Genomic DNA, 14,743 nt, shown 5'->3' with positions numbered 1-14,743 from the left:
CGAGTACGGGCAAACAATCCCGATTTTCACTGCGTGTCCTCCCTTTTGGCACGCTCCCTAGCGCGGGCGAGGCGCGCGGGATCTAAATCATCTACAAACAGAGGCTGCATCATATGCCAGTCGGCCAGATTCGCTCTAATGAGCGGCACAATCGCATCTACCCAGCGTTGCGTATCAGCCTGCACGTCTCCGGTAACCTCAACCTGTCTGCTTTGCATTTGGTAAGTTACCTCACGTCCAGGCACGCGACTCATATGCAGAGCAAACAAAGGAGCATCAAGCTGACTGGCAAGCGCAGCCGGACCAGCCGCAACCAGCGCCGGGTGGCCGCCAAAGTCTACTTCAACACCGCGACCGGAAATGTCCCGGTCTGCAAGCAGAGGAACCATCACGTGCTTATCCCGCACGTATTCGCGCAGTTGCGCAAACACTCCCCTCTTGGCCGGCAACACTTTCATTCCAAACGCTTCGCGGGTTTGCACAAAGTAGTCAAAAAGTTCTGGCGGTTCCACAACTTCTGCAACCGTCACAACCGGGGCAAGATGAAACGACGCGAACGCTGCGGCCAAGTCCCAGTTACCCGAATGGGTCATCGCCACAACAATCGGCCCGCTCTCTTGTGAAACGACCCGCTGGAAGTGTTCTTCCATGGAGACGCTTTGCGTTATTCGCGCCTTACTCCACCTGGGTAGCGAGGATGCCTGCGCAAACATTTCAAAATAAGATGCAAACGCCTTGCGAACATGCGCACTATCCAGCGGCTTGGAACTCAAACGCTGATGGTTAGCGATCAGTTGCCGCTTCGACTGCGTATTGAACATAGAGGCCACTGCGCCGCAACCTCGACCAAGGTTTGCCGCCACCGCCGGATTCACATATCCAAGAGTTTTAAAAGTTGTAACAAGGCCTTGGCTCACTTGCCGCTCAACTCTCTTTTGGCAGCGAAGATGCGTTGCCCAACCGTAAAGAGTGAGGCGAAAGCAACCCAGGTGAGGGCTAGAGCCATCACCCACAGCGGCAGGCCAAGACCGACGAGGAACGCCCCGACAAGCCCAATTATTAAGCGATCGGTACGCTCAGCGATTCCTCCCTTTGCTTGCGCTCCCACGGCCTCGGCGCGCGCACGCGCGTAGGAAACCGTCAGTGCAGCAATCATCGAAATGAGGCCGGCAATGAACGCCCAAGTTCGCACTGCGGACGGCGCGTACTGTGCGGCGATTGCGAAAGTGAGGGAGCCAAACACGGCGCCGTCACTGAGCCGATCAAGAGTGGAATCAAGGAAGGCGCCAAACGTGGAAGAGCTATCGGTAAGCCGGGCCAACGTCCCATCAAGAGAGTCAGCGAAGAGGATAAAAGCCAACACGATCGGCCCGATAACCCACTTGCCCGTACCCAACAGCCCCACAGCGGCAACGATGGACAACACGGTACCCACCACCGTCACCTGGTTGGGCGTCACCCCGAGACGAGCAAGGGCCTTTGCCGGCGCATTGAAAACCTGCTCTTCCAGTCCCCTACCGTGATTTCCGAGCACTACACACGCTCCCAATTTTTAACCAGAACCTGCCGGGCATCCTCAATCAACTGCGGCACAGCCTTGGTCTGCCCAATGACGGGAAGGAAGTTAGCATCCCCCTTATAGCGAGGGACAACGTGCTGATGCAAGTGTGCCGCAATGCCAGCTCCTGCCACCTCACCCTGGTTCATTCCCAGGTTGAAGCCCTGTGCCCCCACCGCGGTTGTAAGCACCTCCATCGCACGAACGGTTAGCGCCGCAATCTCATTGCGCTCGTCCACGCTGATGTCGGGATACAGTGAAATGTGCCTGTAGGGGCACACCAGTACGTGTCCGGAGTTATACGGAAATAGATTCATGAGGACAAACGCATGCTCTCCTCGATGAACAATCAGCCCCTCTTCGTCACTGAGCGAAGGCGCGCGGCAAAACGGGCAGTCTGAACTGCTCTGAGTGGCTGGCTTTTCTTCACCCTCCACATACGCCATGCGGTGCGGCGTCCACAGACGCTGAAATGCGTCCGGGACCCCTGCGAACTGAAGTGAGCTTTCTGCCTCCATCAGTTATTTCGCCGTTCCTTAATCGCTGTGACGATGCGCGCTACCGCCTCGTCAACGGGTACGTTATTGTCTTGTGAACCATCCCGGAAGCGGAACGATACCGCGCCCGCTTCTACGTCCTCGCCGCCCGCAATCAGGGTGAAAGGAATCTTGTCTTTCGACGCGTTCCGGATCTTCTTCCCAAAACGGTCATCCGACTTGTCAACCTCAACGCGAACGCCTTGGGCGCGAAGCTTGCCCGCTACGTCTTCCAGGTAATCAGTGAAAACGTCAGCAACCGGAATTGCCCGCACCTGGACGGGTGCGAGCCATGCGGGGAAAGCCCCCGCATAATGTTCAGTGAGCACCGCGAAGAAACGCTCAATGGAGCCAAACAGAGCGCGGTGAATCATCACCGGACGCTTACGCGTTCCATCGGCAGCCGTGTACTCCAGCTCGAAGCGCTCAGGTAGGTTGAAGTCCAACTGGATCGTGGACATCTGCCAGGTGCGCCCAATCGCATCCTTGGCCTGCACCGAAATCTTCGGGCCGTAGAATGCTGCGCCGCCCGGATCCGGAACTAGGTCCAAGCCGGAAGCCGTAGCCACTTCTTCGAGCGTGCGGGTTGCCTCTTCCCATGTCTCGTCATCGCCCACAAACTTTTCCGGATCCTTCGTGGACAGCTCCAAGTAGAAATCATCAAGGCCGTAATCACGAAGTAGATCCAACACGAACTCAAGAAGGCTGGTGAGCTCATCCTTCATCTGCTCGCGCGTGCAGTAAATGTGCGCATCATCCTGGGTAAATCCGCGCCCGCGTGCGAGGCCATGCACCACACCTGATTTCTCGTAACGGTAAACCGTGCCGAACTCGAACAGGCGTAGCGGCAGATCGCGGTAAGAGCGTCCCTTCGACGCAAAAATCAGGTTGTGCATCGGGCAGTTCATCGGCTTCAGGTAGTAATCCTGCCCCTCCTTCACAACCTTGCCGGTATCCTCATCAACAACCTCATCCAGGTGCATTGGCGGGTACATGCCGTCCTTGTACCAGCTGAGGTGGCCTGACTTCTCAAACAGCGCACCCTTGGTGATGTGGGGCGTGTACACGAAATCGTAGCCCGCCTCGATGTGGCGCCTGCGCGAATACTCTTCCATCTCCATGCGGACAATACCGCCCTTGGGGTGGAATACGGCAAGGCCTGAACCGACCTCGTCGGGGAACGAGAACAGGTCAAGTTCGTTACCCAGCTTGCGGTGGTCGCGCCTCTCGGCTTCCTCTAACCGGGTGATGTAGGCGGTCAGTTCTTCCTTCGAGGGCCAAGCGGTGCCGTAAATGCGCTGCAATTGGTCGTTTGCCTGGTTGCCCAGCCAGTAGGCCGCAGAGGTCTTCATTAGCTTAAAACCGTTGCCGATTAGCTTCGTGTTCGGAATGTGTGGGCCGCGGCACAGGTCAGTCCAGACCGTCTCGTCTTTACGATTACGGTTGTCGTACATCGTCAGCTCGCTGCCCCCAACCTCAACCGAGGCACCCTCAGCATCCGTATTGCCCTTGGAGGAAATGAGGTGCAACTTGAACGGCTGGTCGGCAAGCTCAGCCTCGGCCTCTTCTGGCGAAACCACGCGACGGCGGAAAACCTGGCCCTCCTTCACGATGCGCTTCATCCGCTTTTCGATCTCTTTAAGATCCTCGGGCGTGAACGGATCAACGTTGCCGAAATCGTAGTAAAAGCCGTCCTTAACGGGCGGGCCGATCCCCAGGTTCACCTGCGGATTAATGTCCTGCACTGCCTGCGCCATAACGTGCGTGCACGAGTGTCGCAATATCGCCAAGCCTTCCTCAGAGCCAATGTCAATGCCTTCGACGGTGGCTCCCGCAGGAATTTCCAGGTACAGATCCTTTGCCTCACCGTTTACTCGCATCGCGATAATCGTGCGCTGATTTTTGAAGAACTCCGTACCGGTGGTACCCGCCTCAAAAACGACTTCTTCACCATCAATTTGCGCCCTGATTTCGGCCACGAGAACTCCTAATAATATTCCCAACTATTTACTAGTTGTTATCGTACCGCGCACAAACGCTCCAATGTAAAAGGTAGCAACCTATCTGACTTTATTGAGGAGCTTTTCTCCCAATGCTCGCGCCCCCGTGTATGCCCGTTTACCCTGCTTCGCAAGGCGCAACCCATCGTAAAGAACAGGTTGAACCGGAAGATCCCAGGCACCATCAACCTCCGTGGCAGAAGCGGCGAAACGCCGTTTGTAAATGCCCAGCTCGTACAGTTCTGGGAACCGAGTTGAATCTACGCCCATGAGGTCAAGGCTGACTATGCCCTCCTTACCCAGCTGCACGGCTGTCCAGCAATCCAAATATTCGCTGGCCAGCACTTCCCTCCCCGCGTTCGAATGCGCACCGTAGTATGCTGCGGCCTCACCGTCATTCATAACGATCATGACCCACGCAACGATGGCGCCCTGGTAGCGCACTCCGTACAGGCGCGCATTATTTGGACGAAGGGCATCCAGCATGTTCCAATACACGCTGATCGGGTGAATCGAAAAACCGTTTCGCTTCGCTGTCTCTGCTATTACCGCGTACACCTCATTGAACGCCTCACGATCAATATCGGTAAGGTCAACGGCCTGCGCCTCTCCCTCCTGCGCGCGCTTAAACGAGCGACGCATCGAACGGCGCCCATCTTTTGGCATCGCGGCAAGCATCTTATCCATATCGCCACCACACGTGTCGATTAGGACCGTCCTGTCATAGGACATGGTGTTGATTAGCTCTTTCAGGTCAGGAGCTGAATACCTCGCATGCAGGCGAACGAAAGTAATCTTTGGGTCGCGGCGCTTAACCTCAGCCACCAGCGCTTCCCTTAAAGCCGCCTCGTTATCGGGCGACTGCGAGCGCAACCAAACAGGGCCCTTCTTTGCCCACAGGAACTTAACCCCGCGAATGTCGTGTTCAGTTAGGGAAATCAGTGCGATAGTGCGGCCGGCCCGCACAAATTCATAGCGGCCAAAAACTTTGCGGCCAACCCGCGTTTCAAAGGCATCCCACGCGGCAGATTGTTCAACCGGAAGAGGCTTCACGCCAGCTGCCTTAACTGCCATTTCTTCCGCCGAGATGCGAATCAACTCAAAAGTCATGGAACTCCCCGTCTAGAAATGCTCTAACAATGCTACATGTAAAACCAGGTTGGAATAGCCCGTAGCAACAGGGCGAGGAAAAGAAAAAGTGCTGGTGGGCGATACTGGGTTCGAACCAGTGACCTCTTCCGTGTGAAGGAAGCGCGCTACCACTGCGCCAATCGCCCGAGGTGGGTACCGGATTCGAACCGGTGTATACGGCTTTGCAGGCCGCTGCCTAACCACTCGGCCAACCCACCAAAGTTGGATTACCAGCGACCTGGCCCCAACAGAGCGGATGACGGGACTCGAACCCGCGACCCTCACCTTGGCAAGGTGATGCTCTACCAACTGAGCCACATCCGCGTACCGGACGCACCATTTAGCTGATTGCTGTTTGGTGCATGCGATACTTTACGCGATTTATTCCAGCAGAACAAATCAGCGCAGGCACGCTAAGCCTCCACTATTAACGCCTGCAAAGAATTCAGCTTAGTGGAGCCTTTTTCTTCATCAAACCTCTTCAACACTTCGTCGATAGGTGTTTCGTCCTTACCGGGACGAGATGCCAGGAGCGCCCAAAAGATACATGCTAGGTCGATGATTTCTTGCATGAATGCGCCCACTACGGCGGGCATTATGCCGGTTGCACCGATAAGCATGAGGATGACTGAAAGGCCCACGCCAATGCCAATAGCTTGGATGGCGACCCTCATGGTGCGCTTGCCGATGGTAACGGACCTGGCGGCGCGGTAAATATCATCCAGCATCACTACCACGTCGGCAGACTCAGAGGCGGCGGACGAGCCGCGCGCTCCCATCGCAATACCGACGTCCGCAACAGCCAGAACGGGAGCGTCATTCACCCCATCACCCACTGCGGCAACCGGATGTTTAGCCGACTTCACCACCTCCACCTTCTGTTGTGGAAATAGCGAGTGACGGACTTCGTCAATGCCAACCATCTCGGCGATTGTTTTCGCGGTTTCTTCACCGTCACCGGTAATCATCATGACGTGCTCTACGCCAAACTCTTTGAAGGCTGCGACGGTGGTAGCGGCATCGGGCCGCACCTTGTCTTCCAGGCTGAACGCGCCAGCCCACTTGCCGTCAACGCGCGCGTGCACCAGAATCTGCCCAGAATGTAGCTCCACGTGCTTGGTGCCGTCACTTAGCCACGAGCCAGAACCTACTTCTACCTTGTGGCCCAAGACTTCTCCGATAACGCCCTTACCGGTTATTTCAGTAACGTTTTTTGCTAGTGGAACCGCGATCTCCAACTGGTTAGTAGCCGAAACGATCGCGGTAGCAAGAACGTGGGCGGAATAGCTTTCCACGGCAGCAACCATGGCAAAAAGTTCCGCCCCATCCACGCCCTCGGCAACATAAATGTGTGATAGTTGCGGGTCTCCGAACGTAAGTGTACCCGTCTTATCCATCGCCACCGTGTTGATCTTGGAAAGCCGCTCCAGCGTGCCGGAGTCTTTGATTATGATGCCTTCCTTTGCCGAGCGGTTCATTCCGCCCAGGAATGCAACCGGCGCTGCAATGAGCAGTGGGCATGGCGTTGCCACCACGAGAACCTCGGCGATGCGAACAACGTCACCCGAAATCCAGTACGCAACACCCGCAATAATGAACGCCAACACGGTGAACGGTACCGCCACCCGATCCGCCAGGCGCACTGCCGGTGCTTGCGAGTCCTGCGCCTGTCGAACCAGGTCAATTATTTGTTGGTACTGCGACTGCGCGGCCACCGCCGTTGCAGTCATGATTATCGCGTCTGCGCCATTAACGCCGCCGGACAGCAGTTTATCTCCCTTGTGGTGCTCCACCGGAAGTGGCTCACCCGTTAGCGAGGACTCTTCGGTCAGCGCAAAGTCTGATTCCAACACGCCGTCTACAGGAACTACCTCACCTGGACGCACCAGCAGGCGAGCGCCAAGCTCAACTTCCTCGATCGCTACGTCCCTTGGCACGCCGTCGCCATCCAAAACATGAGCGACCGTCGGCGCCCCCTCCAGCAGACCGGTCAACTGTGACCTCGCCCGGTTACCCGCGAAGTCTTCCAATGCTTCCCCGCCGGACAGCATGAGACACACAATCAAAGCAGCCCAATACTCGCCCACCAAAACCGTGGAAATAATCGCGGTGATAGCCAGCAGATCGACGCCCCACGCGCCTCCCATAATCTCTTTCACCATGTCCCACGCCAGGATCATGGCCATCACCAGGGCGAACGCGGATACATACCAGCGCACCCAGCTCACATCGGCGAGCTCAAGCAGACCCGCAGTCACGCCAACAAAGAGCGTTGCCCCAACCTGCGGGTACGATTTGAAGAAGTTAATAACAGAACGCATAACCACATTGTCATATACGAAAATATGCGTTTCTAGCATGCGTAGGCTGTCCTAACCCCCTCGGGTGCCCAGTACGGACAGCTGATTTTTAAACAATAAAGCGGCTCCCGAGGGCCGCTTAGGTGGTGGGCGATACTGGGATCGAACCAGTGACCCCTTCCGTGTCGAGGAAGTGCGCTACCGCTGCGCCAATCGCCCGAGCGGATGACGGGACTCGAACCCGCGACCCTCACCTTGGCAAGGTGATGCTCTACCAACTGAGCCACATCCGCGTAAGTGTCCGTTTAACGAACATCGACAAGCTTAACGGAGAATCTAATTTTTGGCAAAACCTGCTCCACCTCACCGCGAACACCTGTATTCTGCGGATTACGCGCGTAATACTCACGCAAATGCAAAGATAGGAACGGTGATTTTAGTTACGCCCTCTTTAATCATTTGGCTCTGCTCTCTGGGCTTGCTTGCGCTCATATTGGCACTTCTCATACCGTTTGCATGGCGCAAGCACCGAAAGAACAGAAAGCCAAACTGTGGCGCGACAGTTGTTCCCAGTATGGATGTGCTGTCCCATGAAATACGCACGCCCCTTTCTCTCATCAAAGGGGCGGCTGAGCTTCTCGAATCTGCCGGCCCCCTAACCGAAGAGCAAAAACAGTTCACCAAAACCATCCAAGCCAACGCCGAACATGCCATCACGACCGCAGAAGACTTCCTCACACTTGCCAAACTCGATGCGGGTGAGGGGCGCCTTGCCCTCGAAAACTTTGACCTACGGGAACTTGCTCGCGACACGGCCCGAGAGATGCGCGCAATCCACGACTTTCCGATCCTCCTGACTGACTCTGGCGAACCGCTTCCCATCACCGCCGATCCTGCCCTAATAAAACACGTGCTTTGGAACCTCATCAATAACGCTGTGCGTCACGCAGGGGCGGACAGCCAAATCCTTGTGCACACCTACCCCAGCGCAAATTGCAGGTGCATCGAGGTTCGTGACCTCGGCTCGGGCATTAATCCCACCGACAGAGACTCCCTCTTTGTCCCTTTCCAACAGCTGGGACAGCAGGGGCAGACTGCAGCTGGGCAAGGAGCCGGCCTTGGCCTGGCCATCGTGAATAGAATTGTTACACTTCACGGCGGAGAAGTGCTTGTAGACAGCCTGTGGGGACGCGGAACGTCCATCCACGTCCTGCTGCCGAGCACGGCGACGCAACCGACTAGGAGACACAAGTGAAACACCTCGCACTCGTTGTCGATGACGAGAGGCAAATGACAGAAATCGTCAGCTTCGCCCTCGAAACAGCCGGGTTTGACACAATCACCGCGCACGACGGTGCCGGCGCATGGCAACTCTTCCGAACTCGGCCGGTTAGCCTGGTGATCCTTGATCTCATGTTGCCCGATATTTCCGGGGCTACCCTCGCCAAACGGATTCGAGCCAACTCGGATGTGCCCATCATCATGCTCACAGCGCTTGGTGACACCGAGCAGCGCGTTGCTGGCCTTGAGGCGGGAGCCGACGACTATATTGCGAAACCATTTTCTCCCCAAGAACTAATACTTCGTGCCAAGGCAATCGTTCGCCGCACCGCGCCCGCGCCGGCCGAGCCCGTCACCAACGTCGGGCCGATAATGATCAAAATGGACGCGGTATACGTAAACGGGACGGCGGTAGACCTCTCTGAAATCGAACGTAAACTGTTCCAATGCCTGCTTAATCACCGGGGTGAAGTTGTGCCTGTGCGCACCCTCCTTAACGAAGTGTGGAACACCGCAGCCACTGCGGGTGGGCGCAACATGGTAAAAACCACGGTTTACCGGTTGCGAAAGAAGTTGGAAGCTACGGGACTGCCCGAAACCACTATCCAATCGGTACGCGGACGCGGCTACACGCTCAATATGTAACAAAGCTGTTACCAAGTGTGACCACCGCGCGCGAAGGTGTTACTCCCCCACAGTCAGACTGGAAACGTAGGCCAAATGGCTAAGTTCAATTCTCGACTGCACATTGGAGTGCCAAATGAACAACTCCTCGATTCCAAAGTGGCTGCGCGCCCCCGCACCGGCAAAGCGCCTGCCCCAGGACGTCGTTGACCACATGTACCCCCGCCTTCGCCTCCAAGTATTTCTTGGCATCTTTATCGGCTACGCGGGTTTCTACCTAATTCGCAACAACATTTCTGCGGTCGCTCCGCTCCTTATGGACGACACGGGCATCGACACCGTAGGCATCGGCATCATCGCTAACGCTGTGCTGTTCTCCTACGGCCTGTCCAAGTTCTTCTCGGCGATGCTGTCCGACCGTTCGAACGCACGCTACTTCCTTCCCCTCGGCCTTGCGCTTTCGGCTGTTATGAACCTCCTCGTTGCATTTGCGCCGTGGGCTACCGCCTCCGTTGGCATCTTCGCAACCGTCATGTTCATCAACGGCTGGTTCCAAGGAATGGGCTGGCCCCCGTCTGGGCGCGTACTCGTACACTGGTTCTCCACCTCAGAACGTGGCTGGAAAACCTCCCTTTGGAACACCGCCCACAACGTTGGTGGTGCAGCTCTTCCCGCCCTCATCGGCGTTGGTCTTGCCTGGACTTCCAACAGCTGGCAGGCCGCCTTCTGGGTACCGGCCGTCGTTGCCCTTATCGTTGCGGTAATCGCATTCTTCTTGATCCGCGACACCCCTGAATCGATGGGCCTGCCACCAATCGAAGAATACCGCGATGACCCGGCTAAGGTCAGCGTAGACGATGGCGTGCATATGTCCGCGAAGGAACTCATCTTCAAGCACGTTCTCACCAACCACACCATCGTCATGCTTGCAGTTGCGAACGTATTCGTATATTCACTGCGCTACGGCGTGCTCTCCTGGATCACCGTGTTCCTCGCCGACAAGCACCACGCCGAGATCGGCTCTGGCCTGGTTGGCTACGCCGTGTTCGAACTCGCTGGTATCCTTGGCACCATCCTTTGCGGTTGGCTCTCCGACCACGTATTTAAGGGGTACCGTTCTGGCACCGGCATCCTGTTCACCATCGCCACAGCTATCGCGATCGCTGCCTACTGGCTCATGCCGGTTGGTACCCCGATGTGGATCCTTATCACCCTCGTTGGCCTTATCGGCGGCCTCATCTACGGCCCGGTCATGCTGATCGGCCTACAGGCAATCGACCTGTCGCCCAGCAACGTTGCAGGCACCGCAGCGGGCTTCACCGGCCTGTTCGGCTACCTGCTTGGCGCTACCCTCGCTTCCACGGGCGTTGGCATCATCGTCCACAAGTTTGGCTGGGACGCCACCTTCATCTGCTTCATTGTTTTCGCCATCATCACCGTGATCTTGTTCGCGATCGTTGGTCGCGACGAGAAGAGGCTAATGGCGCAGCGGGCTGCAGGCCACCGGGCCGAGTAGACATCCACCTGGATGAATGGGAATCAAAGTGGGGCGCGGCTTTGCCGCGCCCCACTTGGCTACACTTACACTATGCGTACCCGACTCCGCCTGGTAGTAGGTGCCCTCATCTGTGCCCTCCTCACTGCGGCGTGTACACCCGCAAAAGAGCTCGTCTTCCTGTGTTCGAACGAAGAATCTGTTTGCGAACAGTGGCGGGCAGATTTTGAACACGACTCGGGTATTTCCACCCGATTTTTGCGCTTACCCACTTCCGAAGCCCTCGCACGTCTAACTTCCACACGTGCCGAACCCGAATTCGACATCTGGGTGGGTGGCCCCTCAGACGGATACGTCCTCGCTAAAGAACGAAACCTCCTACAGCCATACAGGCCAAAGCATTTTGCTTCTATCCCCGAGCGGTTTAAAGATGAAGACGCAGCTTGGTTTGGCGTTTACGGATCCGTACTGGCTCTTTGCACCAATCCAGATGTCATCGAAGCAAACGATCTCCCGCGCCCAACAAGTTGGAAAGACCTGGAAAATCCGCGCCTCAAAACGTGGATTTCGGCGTCCTCTCCCCTCACTTCAGGCACCGCGTTCACCGCGCTATGGGCGCAGGCGCAAATTTTTGGATCCGAAGCGGACGACCACCTCGAAAAAGTTTACGCCAATGTCGCAAGGTTCACCCACTCGGGTACTGCACCCGCTAGTGTGATTGCGGCGGGTGATGCGGCAGTTGCGATTACCTTCGCACCCTACTGTGAGCAGCGGTTTGAGTCCGGGGTGCGGCTCGATGTGACGTATCCGAGCGAGGGCACGTTTTACGAGGTTGGTGGCGCTGGACTTCTTGCGGGTACGCGCTCCCAAGCTGAGGGCGAGGCAATGTTGGACTGGCTATCTAGCAAGTCTGGCCAGGAGGCAATGGCGAAGGCCGGTATTTCCCAAAGTCCGATTAGTAGGCAGTTGCCGGACAATCTGGAAAGTCTTTTGGCAACGTCGAATGTGAATATTTTGGATGCGACTTCAGATGAGGTGGCGCAAGATCGGGCGCGGTGGTTGGAATGGGCGGCGAATCATCTGGAGTTTTCCAGATGAGTTGGAAGCGCCTGCAAGCTCGTATGCCCGCGATCTTTGACGCGATCGCTACAATAGTTTTGGGTTTCAGCATGGTGACTGGATTTGGTTATCCGGCATTCGTTTTAGTTTTTAGTGCTGTGGTAAACGATACGAATGTGGCGGGCAAAGAAGTATTGGCACCCGTGTTTTGGTCGGTGCTTGACAGTTCGATAGTTGCTTTTGTTGCAACTATTTTCGCAGCTGTTTTGACGGCCCTTAATCGATCTTTGCCCCGCTCTGTTTCCCGCATTTTTGACGTAATTATTCTCGTTCCCGCAACATTTTCCCCATTTGTAATTGGGGCCGCTGTCTCACGCGGGGTCGGGCGCGGCGGCATTTTGGATCCGGGGTTCTTCCCTCCTTTCTTCGGGCGCGCCGCTGTGATATTTACATTCACTTTGGCTCTGTTGCCTTATGCGTATGCGCTGCTACGCCTATCGACTTTAAAGGTTCCACTGGCGCTAATTGATATTTGCCGCGTGAACGGAGCTAGCGAATGGGAGATCTTTAGGCACACCGTGTGGCCCAGAATGCGGCGCGGATTGCCCCTTGCCTGGCTGGTGGTCTTCATTCTGTCCGTCTCTGATCCAGTCGTTCCTTCCCTGCTGTCATATCCGCATCCGAACGCTTCGCGGGCGGTGTGGACGCTGACAACAGCGCTCGGTGATACCGGCGGGGCGGCGCGTATATCCTTGGCCCTGCTGCTGGCAACTCTCGGGCTTGGAGCTGTAGCTTTTCGCGCTTTGGAATCGCCCGACCTGCTCGGGGCGTTTCGCGGTTTCGAACCAGATAGTAACCGCACTTCATTCTCCCAGCCGGTGGGCTTGGCGCTCTGGCCGCGAGTAGTTACGATAAGTGCCTTGGCCGCAGTAACCACGGCGCCAGTGGTATTCATGGCTGCCCGGGCGGGAACGAACCAGACTTCCTCATCCCCCACGGTGATCACCACTGCGCTTGTCATCTCGATTTTCACGGTTGTGGGCTCTATCGTGATTGCCGGTAGCGGACTGTGGTTGAAAGCGCGCCGGCCCAGCCGCCACGTGGTCGATATAGTGTTCGGCCTGGCCCTGGTGGTTCCCGGTGCCACCACCGGAAGCGCGCTCGGCCTGGCCTACGGGCCCTCCTCGCATCTTGCGGCAAACCTATCTCCACTAGCGCAATCGGTCATGGCATCACTACTAACCGTCACCGCATACCTAACCTTGAGCGCGCCTCTTACCTACATGAGTGTACGCGCCTATGGGCGAGTGCTTCCCCGGCAGGATTTCGAAACCGCCCTCATGCTTGGTGCAAGCGTTGCGCGGGCTGCTCGAGTGAGCGCGCAAACCTGGTTGCGTCAATCTGTGGCCATGTCCGTCACCATCGTGCTTGCCGTTAGCGCCGTGAGCGTTGCCCCCATCATGTGGGTGACTTCTCCATCCACACCCTTACTCGTTCCCTACCTATACCGGCTTATTGATCACGCACAATTTGGGTCCGCCGCTCTCCTCGCCCTCACAATCTCTGCCATCATTTTGCTACTACTGTTTATTTCGTCCCTGCTACTCAGGATTCGCACTAGGAGCCGAGGAGGCCGGTCTTGAAACCCAGCTTGAGCCTGCAAAATCTGAACCTCAACCGCCACGGCCGCCGCGTGCTTCAAGACATCGATCTTGCGGTCTATCCCGGCGAACTTGTTGTTCTCCTTGGCCCCTCCGGCGCAGGCAAATCCACACTTTTGCGAGTCATTAGCGGCCTCACGCGTCCGGGCTCGGGCACGGTGCGCATGGGAGATAAGGACGTCAGCTTTCTCCCGCCCCAGCAGCGTCCCAGCGCAATGGTCATGGATTCGCCCGCGCTCTTTGGCCACATGACCGTGCAGCAAAACATCGCTTTTGCCGTAAACCGCGACCTGTTCGATTCGACTCCTGACGAGCAGATTCTTGTGGCAATGACCGTGTTGAACATTCGCGACTTGGCATATCACTACCCGGCAGAGCTTTCCACCGGTCAACGCCAAAAGGTGTCCCTAGCCAGAACCCTAGTGCGCCGGCCGCAAGTACTCCTCTTTGATGAGCCACTGGCCCACGTTGACGCATTCTCCGCCAAAACCCTGCGCAGCGAAATCCTGCGCGTACACAAACGAATGAACTGCGCGTCCATTTACATCACACACGACGTGAAAGAAGCCTTCTCTATCGCAGACCGCATTATCTACATGGAAGACGGGCGCATCGTGCAAGATGACCTGCCGCAAGAAATTCACGACGGGCCCGCAACCCTTTCAATTGCTAAACACCTTGGTGCAACCACGATCATTTCCGCCTCTGCAAATGCGAGGAGGCTAGTTTCCGGCCAGGTGGTGGCGAATGCGCATGTTCTTGGCAACAACCTCACCATCGCCGCATCGCCATATATTAACGAGGGTGAGGAGGTGCCGATCGTCATCGTTGGATACCCCGACTCGGTAGATATACAGCCCGCCAAATCTGCCTCCCGATTTCCTATCCGCGGTAACATCGGACAGATAGTTCAAAGCATATACACGGGCGAAACCTACCGGCTTCGCATAGAAACCGAACGCGGGGCGATCAGCGCGGAGGTTCAAGCGAACGAGCTTGCCGGTAGCGAAGGCGAACGCGTCAGTATCACTCTGCGCGAGGACCTGCTTTGGGCATTACCCGCCCAAACCTAGCCGCTAACACTTTCGTCGCATCAAA

Annotated in this window: 12 protein-coding genes and 5 tRNA genes; 6 read left to right on the top strand and 11 right to left on the bottom strand. The window is 56.6% G+C overall.

Annotation, left to right across the window (positions count from 1 at the left end; genetic code table 11):
• Positions 1-26: 26 nt before the first annotated feature.
• The 11 genes from HMPREF9238_RS00810 to HMPREF9238_RS00760 form a co-directional block, all read right to left on the bottom strand.
• Complete coding sequence (locus HMPREF9238_RS00810) at positions 27-917, bottom strand: phosphatidylinositol mannoside acyltransferase (protein WP_016443533.1); 891 nt, start codon at positions 915-917, stop codon at positions 27-29.
• On the bottom strand, positions 914-1,534 hold the full coding sequence (gene pgsA / locus HMPREF9238_RS00805; RefSeq protein WP_016443532.1) for a phosphatidylinositol phosphate synthase: 621 nt from the start codon (positions 1,532-1,534) through the stop codon (positions 914-916). The genes HMPREF9238_RS00810 and pgsA overlap by 4 nt, the downstream gene beginning before the upstream one ends.
• On the bottom strand, positions 1,534-2,076 hold the full coding sequence (locus HMPREF9238_RS00800) for an HIT family protein (RefSeq protein ID WP_016443531.1): 543 nt from the start codon (positions 2,074-2,076) through the stop codon (positions 1,534-1,536). Before HMPREF9238_RS00800 ends, pgsA begins: the two co-directional genes overlap by 1 nt.
• Complete coding sequence (thrS, locus tag HMPREF9238_RS00795) at positions 2,076-4,073, bottom strand: threonine--tRNA ligase (RefSeq protein WP_016443530.1); 1,998 nt, start codon at positions 4,071-4,073, stop codon at positions 2,076-2,078. The genes HMPREF9238_RS00800 and thrS overlap by 1 nt, the downstream gene beginning before the upstream one ends.
• An 81-nt stretch (positions 4,074-4,154) precedes the next feature.
• Positions 4,155-5,204: a lipid II:glycine glycyltransferase FemX gene (locus HMPREF9238_RS00790; protein ID WP_016443529.1), complete on the bottom strand. Its 1,050-nt coding sequence runs from the start codon at positions 5,202-5,204 to the stop codon at positions 4,155-4,157.
• Between the two features lie 92 nt (positions 5,205-5,296).
• Positions 5,297-5,371: transfer RNA gene (locus HMPREF9238_RS00785), tRNA-Val, on the bottom strand.
• A 1-nt stretch (position 5,372) separates the two neighbouring features.
• Positions 5,373-5,443, bottom strand: a tRNA-Cys gene (locus HMPREF9238_RS00780).
• Between the two features lie 33 nt (positions 5,444-5,476).
• Positions 5,477-5,549: transfer RNA gene (locus HMPREF9238_RS00775), tRNA-Gly, on the bottom strand.
• 89 nt (positions 5,550-5,638) lie between these two features.
• Entirely contained in the window at positions 5,639-7,585 is a 1,947-nt protein-coding gene (locus HMPREF9238_RS00770; protein ID WP_016443528.1) for a heavy metal translocating P-type ATPase, read from the bottom strand.
• Between the two features lie 84 nt (positions 7,586-7,669).
• Positions 7,670-7,744, bottom strand: a tRNA-Val gene (locus HMPREF9238_RS00765).
• A gap of 1 nt (position 7,745) precedes the next feature.
• Positions 7,746-7,818 (bottom strand) — tRNA-Gly (locus HMPREF9238_RS00760).
• A 281-nt stretch (positions 7,819-8,099) separates the two neighbouring features.
• Here HMPREF9238_RS00760 and HMPREF9238_RS00755 point away from each other — a divergent pair.
• The 6 genes from HMPREF9238_RS00755 to HMPREF9238_RS00725 all read left to right on the top strand — a co-directional run bounded on the left by HMPREF9238_RS00755 (position 8,100) and on the right by HMPREF9238_RS00725 (position 14,718).
• Positions 8,100-8,780, top strand: coding sequence for a sensor histidine kinase (locus tag HMPREF9238_RS00755; protein ID WP_016443527.1), 681 nt, complete (start codon positions 8,100-8,102; stop codon positions 8,778-8,780).
• A complete protein-coding gene (locus tag HMPREF9238_RS00750) occupies positions 8,777-9,451 on the top strand; it encodes a response regulator transcription factor (protein ID WP_016443526.1) in 675 nt (224 codons plus the stop codon). The genes HMPREF9238_RS00755 and HMPREF9238_RS00750 overlap by 4 nt, the downstream gene beginning before the upstream one ends.
• A gap of 115 nt (positions 9,452-9,566) precedes the next feature.
• Positions 9,567-10,946: an MFS transporter gene (locus tag HMPREF9238_RS00745; RefSeq protein WP_016443525.1), complete on the top strand. Its 1,380-nt coding sequence runs from the start codon at positions 9,567-9,569 to the stop codon at positions 10,944-10,946.
• Positions 10,947-11,018: 72 nt separating this feature from the next.
• Positions 11,019-12,023, top strand: a complete 1,005-nt coding sequence (locus HMPREF9238_RS00740) for an ABC transporter substrate-binding protein (RefSeq protein WP_051109744.1) — start codon at positions 11,019-11,021, stop codon at positions 12,021-12,023.
• Entirely contained in the window at positions 12,020-13,627 is a 1,608-nt protein-coding gene (locus HMPREF9238_RS08510) for an ABC transporter permease family protein (protein WP_016443523.1), read from the top strand. The genes HMPREF9238_RS00740 and HMPREF9238_RS08510 overlap by 4 nt, the downstream gene beginning before the upstream one ends.
• Complete coding sequence (locus tag HMPREF9238_RS00725; protein ID WP_016443522.1) at positions 13,624-14,718, top strand: ABC transporter ATP-binding protein; 1,095 nt, start codon at positions 13,624-13,626, stop codon at positions 14,716-14,718. The genes HMPREF9238_RS08510 and HMPREF9238_RS00725 overlap by 4 nt, the downstream gene beginning before the upstream one ends.
• Positions 14,719-14,743: the final 25 nt, after the last annotated feature.

This window comes from Gleimia europaea ACS-120-V-Col10b (assembly GCF_000411155.1).
Taxonomy (GTDB): Bacteria; Actinomycetota; Actinomycetes; order Actinomycetales; family Actinomycetaceae; genus Gleimia; species Gleimia europaea_B.
This window is presented reverse-complemented; position numbering and strand designations above follow the sequence as displayed.

Excerpts from the sequence above, each read along its gene's own strand:
- HMPREF9238_RS00800 (WP_016443531.1), bottom strand. The coding sequence starts at position 2,076 with ATGGAGGCAGAAAGCTCACTTCAGTTCGCAGGGGTCCCGGACGCATTT.
- HMPREF9238_RS00790 (WP_016443529.1), bottom strand. The coding sequence starts at position 5,204 with ATGACTTTTGAGTTGATTCGCATCTCGGCGGAAGAAATGGCAGTTAAG.
- HMPREF9238_RS00770 (WP_016443528.1), bottom strand. The coding sequence starts at position 7,585 with ATGCTAGAAACGCATATTTTCGTATATGACAATGTGGTTATGCGTTCT.
- HMPREF9238_RS00755 (WP_016443527.1), top strand. The coding sequence starts at position 8,100 with ATGGATGTGCTGTCCCATGAAATACGCACGCCCCTTTCTCTCATCAAA.
- HMPREF9238_RS00745 (WP_016443525.1), top strand. The coding sequence starts at position 9,567 with ATGAACAACTCCTCGATTCCAAAGTGGCTGCGCGCCCCCGCACCGGCA.
- HMPREF9238_RS00740 (WP_051109744.1), top strand. The coding sequence starts at position 11,019 with ATGCGTACCCGACTCCGCCTGGTAGTAGGTGCCCTCATCTGTGCCCTC.
- HMPREF9238_RS08510 (WP_016443523.1), top strand. The coding sequence starts at position 12,020 with ATGAGTTGGAAGCGCCTGCAAGCTCGTATGCCCGCGATCTTTGACGCG.